Origin of the sequence: Cupriavidus sp. UYPR2.512, assembly GCF_000379565.1 — a bacterium.
Classification (GTDB): domain Bacteria; phylum Pseudomonadota; class Gammaproteobacteria; order Burkholderiales; family Burkholderiaceae; genus Cupriavidus.
The window spans coordinates 1-12686 of the sequence record NZ_KB903154.1; the positions used below are offsets into that span (position 1 = coordinate 1).

12 protein-coding genes and 3 pseudogenes are annotated in these 12686 nt (G+C 62.1%); 4 read left to right on the forward strand and 11 right to left on the reverse strand.

The features are described from left to right. A pseudogene (locus tag A3A5_RS0126260) lies at nucleotides 1–226 on the reverse strand (IS3 family transposase); the annotation flags it as partial. Nucleotides 227–340: 114 nt separating this feature from the next. On the opposite strand from A3A5_RS0126260, the gene A3A5_RS0126265 reads away from it, so the two are divergent. Then, a complete protein-coding gene (locus tag A3A5_RS0126265; RefSeq protein ID WP_369797818.1) occupies nucleotides 341–1933 on the forward strand; it encodes an IS66 family transposase in 1593 nt (530 codons plus the stop codon). Between the two features lie 82 nt (nucleotides 1934–2015). Here the strand turns inward: A3A5_RS0126265 and A3A5_RS0126270 are convergent, their stop codons facing one another. The 3 genes from A3A5_RS0126270 to A3A5_RS0126280 form a co-directional block, all read right to left on the reverse strand. Next, entirely contained in the window at nucleotides 2016–2276 is a 261-nt protein-coding gene (locus A3A5_RS0126270; RefSeq protein WP_018313452.1) for a hypothetical protein, read from the reverse strand. Nucleotides 2277–2810: 534 nt separating this feature from the next. After that, entirely contained in the window at nucleotides 2811–3071 is a 261-nt protein-coding gene (locus A3A5_RS0126275) for an XRE family transcriptional regulator (RefSeq protein ID WP_018313453.1), read from the reverse strand. Between the two features lie 289 nt (nucleotides 3072–3360). After that, nucleotides 3361–4596, reverse strand: coding sequence for a tyrosine-type recombinase/integrase (locus A3A5_RS0126280; protein ID WP_018313454.1), 1236 nt, complete (start codon nucleotides 4594–4596; stop codon nucleotides 3361–3363). A 139-nt stretch (nucleotides 4597–4735) separates the two neighbouring features. Between A3A5_RS0126280 and A3A5_RS0126285 the strand changes: the two genes are divergently transcribed. The 3 genes from A3A5_RS0126285 (at nucleotide 4736) to ybgF (ending at nucleotide 6999) form a co-directional block, all read left to right on the forward strand. Continuing rightward, nucleotides 4736–5923 (forward strand): DNA-binding protein, encoded by a 1188-nt coding sequence (locus tag A3A5_RS0126285; RefSeq protein WP_018313455.1) that lies wholly within the window; start codon nucleotides 4736–4738, stop codon nucleotides 5921–5923. Continuing rightward, the gene (locus A3A5_RS0126290) at nucleotides 5907–6167 is read left to right on the forward strand and encodes an H-NS family nucleoid-associated regulatory protein (protein ID WP_026201148.1); all 261 of its coding nucleotides are present in this window, start codon (nucleotides 5907–5909) and stop codon (nucleotides 6165–6167) included. The genes A3A5_RS0126285 and A3A5_RS0126290 overlap by 17 nt, the downstream gene beginning before the upstream one ends. 73 nt (nucleotides 6168–6240) lie before the next feature. Next, complete coding sequence (ybgF, locus tag A3A5_RS0126295; RefSeq protein WP_026201149.1) at nucleotides 6241–6999, forward strand: tol-pal system protein YbgF; 759 nt, start codon at nucleotides 6241–6243, stop codon at nucleotides 6997–6999. A 149-nt stretch (nucleotides 7000–7148) separates the two neighbouring features. Here the strand turns inward: ybgF and A3A5_RS0126300 are convergent, their stop codons facing one another. The 7 genes and pseudogenes from A3A5_RS0126300 to gltA form a co-directional block, all read right to left on the reverse strand. After that, complete coding sequence (locus A3A5_RS0126300) at nucleotides 7149–7583, reverse strand: universal stress protein (protein ID WP_018313458.1); 435 nt, start codon at nucleotides 7581–7583, stop codon at nucleotides 7149–7151. Between the two features lie 555 nt (nucleotides 7584–8138). Then, nucleotides 8139–9350 carry a S53 family peptidase gene (locus A3A5_RS0126305; RefSeq protein WP_026201150.1) on the reverse strand — a complete coding sequence of 404 codons (1212 nt, stop codon included), beginning with the start codon at nucleotides 9348–9350 and terminating at the stop codon, nucleotides 8139–8141. 113 nt (nucleotides 9351–9463) lie between these two features. Further along, a complete protein-coding gene (locus A3A5_RS0126310) occupies nucleotides 9464–9649 on the reverse strand; it encodes a diguanylate cyclase (RefSeq protein ID WP_018313460.1) in 186 nt (61 codons plus the stop codon). Between the two features lie 507 nt (nucleotides 9650–10156). Beyond that, nucleotides 10157–10535 (reverse strand): annotated as a pseudogene (locus A3A5_RS42200) (transposase); the annotation flags it as partial. Nucleotides 10536–10936: 401 nt separating this feature from the next. Beyond that, nucleotides 10937–11464 carry a DUF3455 domain-containing protein gene (locus A3A5_RS0126325; protein WP_026201151.1) on the reverse strand — a complete coding sequence of 176 codons (528 nt, stop codon included), beginning with the start codon at nucleotides 11462–11464 and terminating at the stop codon, nucleotides 10937–10939. A gap of 391 nt (nucleotides 11465–11855) precedes the next feature. Continuing rightward, nucleotides 11856–12284 carry a nuclear transport factor 2 family protein gene (locus tag A3A5_RS0126330; RefSeq protein ID WP_232431464.1) on the reverse strand — a complete coding sequence of 143 codons (429 nt, stop codon included), beginning with the start codon at nucleotides 12282–12284 and terminating at the stop codon, nucleotides 11856–11858. 199 nt (nucleotides 12285–12483) lie between these two features. Further along, nucleotides 12484–12630: pseudogene (gltA, locus tag A3A5_RS0126335) on the reverse strand (citrate (Si)-synthase); the annotation flags it as partial. Nucleotides 12631–12686 lie beyond the last annotated feature (56 nt).

Below are 12686 nucleotides of genomic sequence, written 5' to 3' on the forward strand. Positions count from 1 at the left end.
CCAGCGCCTTGATGCGCTCTCGCTCTGCCGTCGTGACGCCGTCGCGTTCGCCGCTATCCACCTGGTCACGCTTGACCCATTTCAACAATGTATGGGCCGAGCACCCAATCTTTGGGGCGATGGCCTGGACCGCCGCCCATAGCGAAGGATGCTCGCCGAGTTGCTCTCGCACCAGGCGAACAGCCCGATCTTGGACTTCGGGGGAATGCTTGATCTGCTTGTTCATGGCTCCATTCTCGCAAGAGTTGGAGCCTCCTCAAAACCCGGGGCGATTCAGTATACCCGATTGGGCGGCGGCTGCACTATCGTGTTCAGCATGAACGAACACGACCTCTCCCAATTGCCGCCGGCCGCCCAGGCCTATATCCGCGAACTCGAAGCGCAGGCTGCTGCCAACGCTCAGCACATCGTCGAACTGAACGAGCGCATCAAGCTCCTTGAGGAACAGTTCCGCCTCGCGCAGTCCAAACGCTTTGCACCAAGCAGCGAGAAGCTCAAGGACCGTGTGTTCGATGAAGCCGAACAAATGGCCGCTGCGGAGCCGGCCGATGACGATGAGGATGACGCGCTCGCGCTGCCGGACACGGGACTGCCGGAGCCTGATAAGCCCGCAGGCCGCAAACGTGGCCGCAAGCCGCTGCCAGCGGAGTTGCCGCGCCAACGTATCGAGTACGACCTGACTGCAGACCAGAAGATCTGCCCGTGCTGCCAGGGCGCAATGCACCGCTTGGGCGAGGAAGTCAGCGAGCAGTTGCATATCGAGGTGAAGGTCTCGGTGCTGCAACACGTCCGCTTCAAATACGCGTGTCGGCACTGCGAGCGCAACGCCGAACGCACGCCGGTGGTGACCGCGCCGATGCCGGCGCAACCACTTCCTGGCAGCAACGCAAGCCCAGCGATGCTGGCGACGGTGACCACCGGCAAGTACGTGGATGGCACGCCGCTCTATCGGATGGAAGACGCGCTGGGTCGCGCCGGCATTGAAGTTGGCCGCGGCACACTGGCGAACTGGATCATCCGGCCCGCGCAATTGCACTACAGCCGGCTGTACGAGGCGCTGCGCCGCACGCTGCTGTCGCAGCCACTGATCCATGCCGACGAGACGACGGTGCAGGTGCTCAAGGAGGAAGGCAAGGCCGCGCAGAGCAAATCTTACATGTGGGTATATCGCAGCGCGGAGGACTGCGAGCATCCGGTGGTGCTGTTCGACTACCAGCCGGGGCGCGGAAAGGAGTATCCGCAGGCGTTTCTCGCCGGCTACGAAGGCATGCTAATGACCGATGGCTACAGCGCCTGGCGCACGCTCGAAGGCGTTACGCACTTTGGTTGTGTTGCGCATGCGAGGAGGCTGTTCGTTGATGCCCAAAAGGGGCAGAAAAAGCTCAGCGCTCGAGTGCAAAAGGCGCTCGAGTACTTCCAGGCGCTGTACCAGGTCGAGACCCTTGCCCGGCGAGAACTGCCAGAAGGTGAAACGCGCGTCGACTACACGTACCGGATGCGTCAACAGCACAGCGTGCCGCTGCTGGAAGCCCTCAAGGCATGGCTGGTTGAACAGGCGCCGCAGGTACTGCCGGAAAGCCTGCTGGGCAAGGCCATCGCCTACACGCGCAACCAGTGGGAATACCTGAGCCGATATGTTATCGATGGGCGTGCGGCCATCGATAACAATCCGGTCGAGCGTGACATCCGCCCATTCTGCACAGGGCGCAAGGCATGGCTCTTCGCAGACACCGTCGCTGGGGCGAAGGCGAGCGCCATGCTCTACAGCCTGATGCTTACGTGTCGCGCCTGTGACGTCGAGCCGTATGCTTATCTGCTCCACGTGCTCACAGAGCTGCCACAGCGCGAGCCGGACGCTGACATCAGCGACCTGTTGCCGTTCAACTTCGCCCGGCGGCAAACCGCACAAACCGCGCCGCCGCACCCTGCCTGAGCGGCGGGTCGATCGTTGCCCCCAAAGTCGGGGACTCCATCACACTGAGAGAAGCCCATCGTTACCCGGTAACGGCGACGCGCTAGCGGGGGACGTTGAAGTAGCGATCCCAGTGCTCCGAATCCGGATCGAGCCTGCGCACGATCGCGTCGTCCGCTCGCGCGATCAGCCGCTCCAGCATCTGACGCTTCGTTACCGTGTAACGGTGCGCCAGCCGTGCAAGAGCAAGGTCGGCCTCCGTACTGACCCATGTGTCCAGCCGCCGCTCTCCGTTTCCGTCCGTGCCCGCCGTCGCGCGCCTTGCCCGATAGGCGGCTTGCCGCTGTGCTGTCGTCTGCGCCATCCTGCACTCCTTCATCTGCGTTACCCGGTAACATACCGTTCTCTGCAACGTTACCGGGTAACAACCGATTCCTCAAGGTGTGCTGAATCTAGCGCTTACATTCTGGCGACTCGATTGGCTGAATCCGGCCTTTTCAATGTGCGAGCAACATCCCGGCAAGCTTGAAACGACCTGGTTCTGGAATCTCTATTACCTTGGGAATTTTAGTCAGCTTCTTCGAAGGGCCCACGCAACGCCTCACCGGCAGCTTGCATCGCATTGACAAGACACAGTCGCATGAATGTTGACCAAAAAAAGGAACGATCGCAGGAAAGTTGAGCGTGGGTCGCATCAACCTCGATCTTCAACAACAGGTACAACGTTCGGCCCGGACGGTTGCTTCAGAATGCAATTAATCGCTAAGAGAGTTCTCCAACCAAAAGTCGCCTGGCGCGTTGAGGACGGCTAGCCCGCAAAATCAGATAGGTCAGCAGAAAACCTGTAATGTTGCCTAAATCGGGGGATCAATGGGACCGCCGCGATCCGCGGCGGCGATCAACGCAGGGGCATGCTTAGCCGATCCCGCCAGTTGCGCAATTCGGCTGCGCGGAAGGACTGGAACTTCCCGGCAAGCGCCAGCAGCAGATCCGATTGCGGCGTATCAAGCAGCGTGGCGGCTTCCGACAACCTCAGCCCGCTGACTCGGATGCGGGCGGTGATGTCTTTCACGATGTTCGCTTTCAGCGGGATCTCTTCGGCGTCTGCGAAGCCAAGCTGCGCGTAGACATTACCTTTTCCGTACTCGAAGCAAAACATGTGAACTCCTTTCATTCGCTAGACAACAACCCCTTTCTGCATCGTGCGTGATGGTGGCTGAAGGCGCGATTATTCAGCGTATTGAATGTCAATACAATCTCGGGGAAACACTGAGAGGGGCGTTCTCCTGACCTTTATCCTGTCGTTGCTGCGACGGCCGGCGACGACAGAATTGCCGACACAGCGTTAGCGGAAGGGCACTGGTTGCCCTTGGAGCGGGGAGGCAGGTGTGAGCACCCTCAATCCCTCAACTACGTGCAGGCATTGCTGGCCTGCCGGCAGGCGGGAGCTATGTCTTGTGGGTCCAGCCAATGCGGTGCTTGTCTTGCGTCGCCTCATGCCGCGCATCGTCTTCGGTATGCAGGTAGATGCTGGTCGTGGCGATCGACGCGTGGCCAAAGTTGTCGCGGACGTGGCGCAGGTCGACCTGGCGATCGCTCATGTGCGAGCCTGCTGTGTGCCGCAGCCAGTGCGCCGACGCGCTGGTCAGCACCTCGGCCTGCGCCGCCCATTCCGGCCCGCGTGCCCGCAGGCGCTCGGCTGCCATGCCGAACACTTCCTTGATGATCAAATGCAGTGCGCCGCGCGACAAGGCCTTCTCGCGGTTCGCGCGGCCGATGACCGGCAGCACTAGTGGGCGGGCTTCCCCCGGCTGGGGCGTCGGCGGCAGCCCATGCGCGCGCCGGTAGCGGGCGAGTTCGGCAACCAGTTCGTCGGTCGCCGGTACAAGGCGTGGCTTGCTGCCCTTGCCGATGACCTCCAGCCACCAGCGCTCGATCCCTTGCGCATCGCGCCGGCAGAAGAATGCGCCCATCGCCGTGCCCGCGACTTCCGCTGCGCGCAGGCCACCCAGATAGAGCACCGTGCACAGCCAGCGGCAGCGCGCCGCGTGCAGGCGTTCACGCTCGGTGCCCATGGGCATGGCCTCCACCGCTTCCTTGACGACGTCCCACAGTGCATGGCTCAGGTAGCGCGTGATCCGTGCCTTGGTGGGGCCACGCCGGCGGCGCGCCAGCGAGAGGGGATTGCCGGCGAGGTAGCCGGCCTCGGTCAACCAGGCAAAGCAGGCGTTCAGGATCACCATGGCCTGGCGCGTGCTGGCCGCCGACAGTGGCCCCGCGAAGGGACGCCAGTCGGGGTGACTGCGCGCCAGCTTCTTGCCCGCGGCCAGCACCCAGCGCGCGGCCGGCTGCGGATCGGCCAGGAAGTACTCGTACGCCAGCAGGTCCTCGTGGGTCAGTGACGACAGTGGCTTGCCGCGCTGCAGCGTCGCCCACAGCACCAGCCGCTCGACCTCGCGGCGATAGGCCTGCAGCGTGGCCGGGCTGTTGGCGTAGCGGGCGAGCCAGGCGGCGACGGCGGCCAGGTCGTCCGACGCGGCAATTTGCGCGCCGCGCGCCGGCGCGCGATTCCTGCCCTGGGCGCCGGAAAGTTCCTCGGTCAGGTGCAGGCGCTCGAGCGGCGTCGGAAGCGTAGCGGGCAGGGCGTGGACGGCAGATTGACCGATATCCGAAGGGGAGTCCATGTGAGGTATGAGTTCAGGCCGAGATCCAGACATGATTATAGACATAATCAAACTTATGTCTAAAGTAATCGCCTGAGTGATTTGATATGGAACGTATTACGTAGTAATATTTATTGAATCAAAACCACTTTTACACCCGATGGCCACCGCCGACCTGGAGTTGACCGATGCTGCATTGCAGGCCGCCATGGCCGACGACATTGCCGAGCTGCGCAGCCGCTTCCCCGAAACCCGNGCGCTGTACCGCGAGGTCTGCGGCCTGCTGTTCTTCCGCTACGGCGTGACGCCCACCGCCAACAAGCTCTACAGCCTGGTGCGCAAGGGCAGCATGGGCACGCCCGCCGAGGTGCTGCAGTCGTTCTGGCAGGAACTGCGCGGGCGCACCCGCGTGACCATCGACCACCCGGACCTGCCGGAGGCGTTGAAGGACATCGCCGCCGAGGCCATCAAGACGATCTGGCAGGCCGCCAACGTAGCCGCCAGCCGCGAACTGGCTGCGCTACGGGCGGAAGCCCGCGACGCGGCGAATGCGGCCGAGGCCGAGCGCGATGCCGCGCGCGCCGAGACCGCGGCCGCGCGCGAAGACGCGCTGGCGCTCTCGGCCCAGCTGGGCGAGGCGCGCCAGGCGCAGGAGGCCGTGCAGGCCGAACTGGCGGGCGAGCGCCAGGCGCACGCCGCGACGCGGGCGCGATGGGAAGCGGGGCGGGTGGAGCTGGAGGCGGCGGGCCGCCAGCTGGCGGAACTGCGGTCCCAGTTCTCGACCGAGCTCGAGCTCGCGCGCGAGCAGGTGGCCATCGCGCAGGAGCGGGCCGAGGCCAGCGAGCGGCGCGCGCTGCGCGAACTCGACCAGGAGCGCACCGCGCGCCAGAAGAGCGAGCGCGCCACCGAAGAGCTACGTGCGGAGCTGGGGGCGGCGCGCGGCGAGGCCCGCGACGCGGCGGTGGCGCAGGCCGAGGCCCGGGCCCGGCTCGAAGCCCAGGTCGCGGCGCTCACTGAGCGGCTCACCGAGCGGCTCGCGGCCGCCGAGGCGGCGCAAGGCCGACAGACACTCGAGCTGGAGCGGCGGGGCACCGAGCTGGCGGCGGCCCAGCGCCGGGCCGAGCGCGCCGAGGCGGAAGCCGTGCTGGCGCGACAGTTGCTGGCAGAATTGCGCCTGCCGCGCGAGCGGGAACGGCGGCGAAAAACTGGCGGCCCGGCACCGATCGATAGCGAAGCACCCAATGAAAAGCCGGTCGACGAGCACGGGGCGCCTAGCGGCTCGAACCCGGAAGATGGCAGCGACAGCAGCGACAGCAACGACAACCCAAACGATGACAGTAAAAACTGAGCGGGCGGCGGCGATTCGCTGGATCCAGGACCAGATGGCCGACTATGACCTGACCATGGACGAACTGCGGGCGGCAGGGTGCTTTGATCCGCCGCCCCCACCGCCACCCCCGCCAGCGCCGCCGCCGGTGGTCTGCTACCGCAACGCCGCGGGGCAGAACTGGGACGGGACCGGCGAGATGCCGGACTGGCTGCGGCGGGCGGTCAATGCGGGGCAGAGCGTGGAGTTTTACCGGGTCGGATAGGCCCGCAGATTCGGCCCTCTGTCCAACGGCGATGTGACGAGGGCTAACCGACACAACCAACGACGACCCATCCATGAAAGTACGCGTTTCCACCCTGTTGTGGTTTGCCGCCATTGCTAGCGGCGGCATGCTGCCACCCACGCAGGCGCATGCCGGAGTGTTCGACGATGACCAGGCGCGCAGAACGGTCATCAACCTGCGCGACCAGTTCAACAGTTTCCAGGCGACTGCGACCCAGCGCATTGAGCAGAACAGCCGCACCACGCTCGACATGCAGAACCAGCTCGAAGGCTTACGCCAGGAACTGGCGCGGCTACGTGGCCAGAACGAAGTACTGCAGAACACGGTGGGGACGCTGCAGAAGCAGCAGAAGGACTACTACGCCGACCTGGATGCGCGCGTGAAGAAGCTCGAGCCGCAGCAGGCTTCAGTCGAAGACCGCCAAGGCACGTCGCAGCCGGGCGAGAAGCCCGAGTACGACGCCGCGCTCAAGCATTTCCAGGCGGGCAATTTCAAGAGCGCCGGGAATTCGTTCTCGTCGTTTATCAAGAAGTATCCGCGGAGCCCGTACCTGCCGCTGGCGCAGTACTGGCTCGGCAACTCGCTCTACGCGCAGCGCGACTATAAAGGGTCCACCTGGGTGCTGCACAAAATGATCGATGCCAACCCGACGCATCCCAAGGTGCCGGACGCCATGATCGCGGTCGCCAATAATCAGCTCGAGTCCGGCCAGAAGGATGCCGCGCGCAAAACGCTGGAACAGGTGGTGGCCAAGTATCCCGGTACCGAAGGCGCGCGTGCGGCGAACAACCGGTTGAAGGCGCTGAAGTAAGTGCGGGCGGCTTCCAGCCAGCCGCAGCACACGCCGAAGCCTGCCGGGATCTTCAGATTTTGACGAACCCTACATTTTTCGGAGTGTGGGGGTCAGCGATGACCCCGGTCCTACCGCTGGAATCCCGGTCAGGGGTCTGGCCATTCCCACTACCGGTACACCAGCACAGGGATCGCGCAATGCGTCAGCACCTTCTGCGTTTCGCTGCCCACCAGCAGTCCCTCAAGGCCGCGACGTCCATGCGATGCCATGAAAATCACATCGCATCCATGCCGGTTGGCGGCCTCGATAATCTCCTTGTACGGCGTCGTCGTGATCGCCGTATCAGTACTGCAGGCAACGCCAGCCGCCTGCGCGGCCGTCACGACCAGGTCGAGCCTCGCCCTTGCCTCGATCGCTGCATGCTCCTCGAATGCCTTGCGGGTCTGGTGGCCCGAGTCGGACGATGTGAGGAAGGGGTACTCATTCATGCAAGTGAACGCCGTGATCTTTGCGCCCATTGCCTTGGCAAACTCGATCGCAGCGGCAGCGGCCTTCCCAGAAAGGTCAGAACCGTCGGTGGGTACCAGTACGTGCTTGAACATGGCTTCGCCCTTATGTTGTCGGAACAGAATCCCGTGATTTTAGGATTCTTTCGCTGCTTTTGGAGCGTCGCATAGGCCTGCGAAGCGACTGTCGCGAACACAGACGAATCGTCCTGCAGAGGTCCTGCCGGTGCCAAACCGGAGAAAAACACCCCGTCGACATGTGTGCCGCCGGCGGGGTGAAACGCGCGGTGCGCTTGGGGGTAGGGCGCGCCGCACCTTTTCAGCCTAAAAACTTCTCATCTCACAATCTGCGGTGTTGACCGGCGGACCAGGGACTGGCTCGGTGTGAGCTGACAAGACCAAACAGCCTCCACGAAATCCCGGCGCGATTCGGCTTGGCCATGAGCCACGCGCATTTGCCGTTCATTGTGCGCCGCAATATACTGTTGCCGGTAGGGGGACGCGTCGCTCCCCTCGAAATTTGGGGGAGAGCCGCGGGGGTTGGCGCCTCACATGATCGTTGTATGGCTTTACCGGCCGCGCGGTCGATATAGTTCTCTTCGCGATGGCAAACGACCACATCTCCATGGCGACCATGCTGAAGGATTGTGTTCAAGGTTGGTTCAGCATGCTCTGAACAAGCACTGCAGCGCGTGGCGATCCCAGTCCAGTGACATAATCATAGCCGCCCGAAGCATAGCAAATGGTGCCGCAGCTGCCGTTGCTGCCAGTCGCGACATCATTGTAGGCGCTGCCATAGGCGTTCTTGCCAATGGCGTATAGGGTGTTGTAGCCGGCAGAAAGCGTGGGTTTTCCGGCGGCAACGCGCACGGAATTGGCAATTGCGAACAGGCCCGCCCATTGTGGTGCACCTGCGCTGGTACCGGCGACCTGGAACCAGCCTGACCTCCCCTGGTAATTGACAGAGTCATAGACGGCGAACCCTGTAGTGGGGTTACCGTTGTATGCGACATCCGGAATGCCGCGCTTTGCCGCATAAGGCAACGGCCACACCATCTGGCCATCCGGCTCGGGCTCATAGGCGCTAAGGCCGCCGCCACTTCCGCTCCACGCGGACTCGCCGATGTAGTTGCCGGCCAGATCCGCGTTAAGGGTAGTGCCTCCCACGGCGACGACGAATGCCGACGCAGCCGGGTATTCAGAACCGTAGCCACTATCCCCTGAGGAAGCCAGGAAAGTCACGCCACTGCTCTTGAAATGGCTGTCATAATTGGACTCGAGACTGAATTCTGTTGCGCCGAAACTCATGGAAACCGCCGATGCGCCGTTCTGCACCGCCATATCAACAGCATTCATCAGGTCGCCAAAGCTGCTGCTGGCTGCTTCAACCAGCAGGATCTGCGCTTTGGGGGCGATGGCGTGTGCCCACTCGACATCCATGGAAATTTCGAGGGACCAGCCGGCATCAGACCTCGGTTTGCTACCGCTTGCGTAGATTTTGCGGAAACAGCCGTTCGAAGTCGTGCACGGTGGCAGGCCGAAGGTGGAGCTGAATACCCCAAGATCCGACTCGATCCTCGGATGATCATAGGCATCGACAATGCCAATCACCATGCCTTCGCCCTGATTGGATATGTTGTCAAAACCATACGCACGCCGCACCCTAGCTGGTGTCAGACCGGTTGGCGCGGCAGTACTGATAGACGGCTTCACGTGAAAAGGCGGGCGTGCATGGCCCTGCAGAGGGCGCATGCCTTCGATATACGAAGCTGAATGGCCATCGGGCTCAGCCATCGCTGGAATTGCGAAGGCGCCGGACACGGCAAGCAGGATTGCCCACCCGATTTTTGGAACATTTGTCATTGTTTCCCCCCAGTTTTAGCGAAAGCGGTGCGGTCCTATGGGCAGTCTGAAGCTGCATGAGATTGCTAATCCAGACTGAAGTATTTCGCCACACAGCCAGTTTCTTCTGCGCGCTAGCAAACACTTCCCTGGAGAAATGGCGGGCGAACCGATCCGCCGAAGCGGGGGATAAGCTTCACGCCCACCAGGCTCTCCCGTAGCCGGTCGGCCATCTCGCGCAGCACGGTGTCGCTTGCGTTGTGCTCGAAGGTGTCGTTCACGACCTCGCATTCGTCCAGAAAGGTCAACGAAAATGACATGCAGTGTCCGGCCGGCGGCGCGGGCACGGGTCAGCGTCTTCTCGAACTCAGACTTGAACATGAGGCGGTTGTGCCGGCCGGCTCAGATCCGGCGTCTCCAACTCGTGTTGCAATGCGCGCTCGCGCAAAATTTCTGAGCGTTGGTTTGCTCAGCCATTTCGAGGGTGTCGTCTACCTCGATGCCGAGGTATCGGCCTGCGCTCTTACGTGAAAGGCTTTCAACCGCGTCGCACTACACGGGAAGGGGCAAGAGACGTAAGTTTCAAAGGAATCAATGCCATTCGCGGCGTGCGTAATGCTGATTGCCCCCAAGGCGAACATGCATGCGCTGTCCATACCAAGCGCCCAATTCGTGTGCCTGTCAATTTTTTAGCGTCTATTGTCAGATGCGGATTCAATCCTTTAACGACGCGCCCCGTCTAAAACTACGATTACCCGCCGGGTAACCCGTGTGTTGCCCGGGCGCGCTGACCTTCAAGCCTTGTCGTCGATTGGGACGTCTGCCGCTCAGGTCGCCATGGCGTGGCTGCCGGATGGCTTGAGTGTTGCTCCGAGCGGAATCTCGCCATGTTGCAGATAGCGCCACAAGGCGATCGCGAGACGGCGCGCGAGCGCGACGATGCCCATACGCCGCAAGCGCTTGCCAGCGCCTGCAAAGCGTTGGTTAAACCATAGGCTCAATTGGCTGGCCGGCTGGAAGCGCAACCAGCTCCACGCGAGTTCCACCATCAGCCACCGGGCTCGTTTGTTGCCAGCCTTGCTGATGCCTTGCTCGACTTCACGTGCCGCTTGAGTACGGCGTCGGCGCCAGGCCAAGGCAGCCAGCGACGTCCCGGCGGTTGTGAAACTGCCGCCAACCGAAGAGTTCTTTGACCAAGGACCACGCACGCAACTGTTTGCCAAGCTCAACGCCATCGCCAGGCGACTCAATGAACGTCCGCGCAAAACGCTAAACTTCGATACACCGGCTGAACGATTCCATCAAGCTGTTGCATCGACCGGTTGAATCCGCAAGGTTCAAGCGACGCTCTAGCGTCCGAATGGACCAGCAGGCCGACGACCGTAACTGGCCGGCAAGGGACCTCGACCCGCTAGTCTACTTGGTCGTATATTCCGGACCGTCCTCGGACATCCGGGACCTTTAGAACGCCCAGCTCCGGCGTAGCGACAGTGCCTTGGTTAATCTCGAATACTTCGGGACTGGCGGCGCCACCAAACCTTACAACCAGCAGGCCACCGCCAGCGGGGAGTACTTAACCGGCGCGGTATCTGCCAGCGTCACCTTGGCTATTCCAGGAAGACATAGTCCGCCCGATACGGCATGCGATTCTCCTGTCCCTCCTGTGTGCAGACCTGAGGGAGGGCTTGTCCGCCTAGCGTATTCAGCCGTTGCACGTAACGCGTCCTCGCAAGCAGGCCAGCTCCGCCGGTGCTCGTTGCCTGCAACAGCAAGAGTGGAATGCTGTCCGGCTCCTGAGCATTGGGCGTCTGTCGCAATACCTTGCCGGTCACCTTGCTGCCGTCAGGCGCTTCCCAGGTCGGCCCAGCGTAGTGTTTGACGACGAGTTGTCCGGCGTCATCCTTCAGGGTTGCTTCCGGGGCCGAAAAGCTCCATAACAACCGGCCGTCGTTCGCACGCTTGCACTGATAAATCTGTACACCGGATGCGTGCAGCACCGCGATCGTTCCACGCGCGTCGGTGGGTTGGAGTTCGGGCGGAGTCGATATCCTCGGTGTGGTACACGAAACGAGCACGCCTGCCATGCAGAGTACAGTGAGATTCGCTTTGCGAAAATGCCGAGAACCTTGCGACATTTGGCCTCCTTACCTTAGCACATGGGAGGATAGTACTTCCCGAGCCACGCTGCCAGTTGCGTCCGCGCGGGTCCGGACGGTGCCGGCCCGTGGGTGGAGCCCATCGGCGAACGAGTTCCGGCGCCCACATGCAAGAATCCGGCGGCTTGCTCTTCGGTAGCGGCGGTGGTGAGAGCGCTGGCACGGGCGCTTCTGGCCCAAGAAGGGGTCTTGGCCTGGGCTATAGGGGCGTCTCTCGTTTCGACCCATCTCTGCCGTCCAGCGACTCAACTCTGAGCGGCCGGAGTGGCCGGAGTGGCCGGAGTGGCCGAATTGCTGCCTTCGCCCAGCACCAAGCTACGGCGGCCTTCCACCCAACTACGGTTGGCCGATCAAACGCGACAGCAGTTTGTTATGCCGCGAAAGTAATCACGGGCGCCAGACGGTTGATGAGCCAATCCCCACCGTCATTGCATACCAACTCGCATTCCGCGTCGGCTAGCATGGCCGGTATCGCCGGACCCACGGGCAGCGTTGGCGGTGCATTCTTGTCGGAACGATAGACGCTCAAACTGAATGCTGCCTTAGCCATGGGTCCACTATGTTCAAAGACAACAAAATTGGTGACATAGTGTCGCGTAAACAATGTCGCGGACCGCTGGTTGAGGGAAGCAAGGATCTGTTGTTGCCCATGGAGTGCATTACCGGCCCGTTCCCAGACGCCGTCGGGCGTGAAGTACTTGGAGGCACCTGAATAATCGCTGCGGTCCAAAGCGTGGTACATCCGCATTACGGTTTGCCCGGCGGCAATGACAAGGGACAAGCTCTCTGTATCGTTCATGGTTTCCATTACCTTGAAATGTGTCGCCGGTAGCGCACCTCCACTCGGAAATGCGCCCGGCTGGTACGGACGAGTATGTGGCGCGAAACCATAGCATTGCGCAAACGAACACACTCCCTGAAGTGAGTGCTCTTGTGGCCCGAGGTTTCTAGTGGTTCCTCGCAGAAGTCGGCATGACCATCGCGTCTCCCTCGATGACGGGGTCGTAGGTGAACTTACCGGTTTGTCCGTACAGCTTGCGAATGTCGATCACGTCCGGGCCCACAGTGCCCTTGTAGATCGGCAGATCAGCGCTGGGGGAACCATCGGAGAACGATAGCGTGGCTTTCACTTCGGACGGGGTCATCTCTATTCCTCTACAGAAAACTGGTCATTGCAGGAAGACCATACCGGACACAGCGG

Excerpts from the sequence above, each read along its gene's own strand:
- A3A5_RS0126330 (WP_232431464.1), bottom strand. The coding sequence starts at position 12,284 with ATGAACGATACAGAGAGCTTGTCCCTTGTCATTGCCGCCGGGCAAACC.
- A3A5_RS0126290 (WP_026201148.1), top strand. The coding sequence starts at position 5,907 with ATGACAGTAAAAACTGAGCGGGCGGCGGCGATTCGCTGGATCCAGGAC.
- A3A5_RS0126325 (WP_026201151.1), bottom strand. The coding sequence starts at position 11,464 with ATGTCGCAAGGTTCTCGGCATTTTCGCAAAGCGAATCTCACTGTACTC.
- A3A5_RS0126300 (WP_018313458.1), bottom strand. The coding sequence starts at position 7,583 with ATGTTCAAGCACGTACTGGTACCCACCGACGGTTCTGACCTTTCTGGG.
- A3A5_RS0126275 (WP_018313453.1), bottom strand. The coding sequence starts at position 3,071 with ATGTTTTGCTTCGAGTACGGAAAAGGTAATGTCTACGCGCAGCTTGGC.
- A3A5_RS0126305 (WP_026201150.1), bottom strand. The coding sequence starts at position 9,350 with ATGACAAATGTTCCAAAAATCGGGTGGGCAATCCTGCTTGCCGTGTCC.
- ybgF (WP_026201149.1), top strand. The coding sequence starts at position 6,241 with ATGAAAGTACGCGTTTCCACCCTGTTGTGGTTTGCCGCCATTGCTAGC.
- A3A5_RS0126270 (WP_018313452.1), bottom strand. The coding sequence starts at position 2,276 with ATGGCGCAGACGACAGCACAGCGGCAAGCCGCCTATCGGGCAAGGCGC.
- A3A5_RS0126280 (WP_018313454.1), bottom strand. The coding sequence starts at position 4,596 with ATGGACTCCCCTTCGGATATCGGTCAATCTGCCGTCCACGCCCTGCCC.
- A3A5_RS0126310 (WP_018313460.1), bottom strand. The coding sequence starts at position 9,649 with ATGTCATTTTCGTTGACCTTTCTGGACGAATGCGAGGTCGTGAACGAC.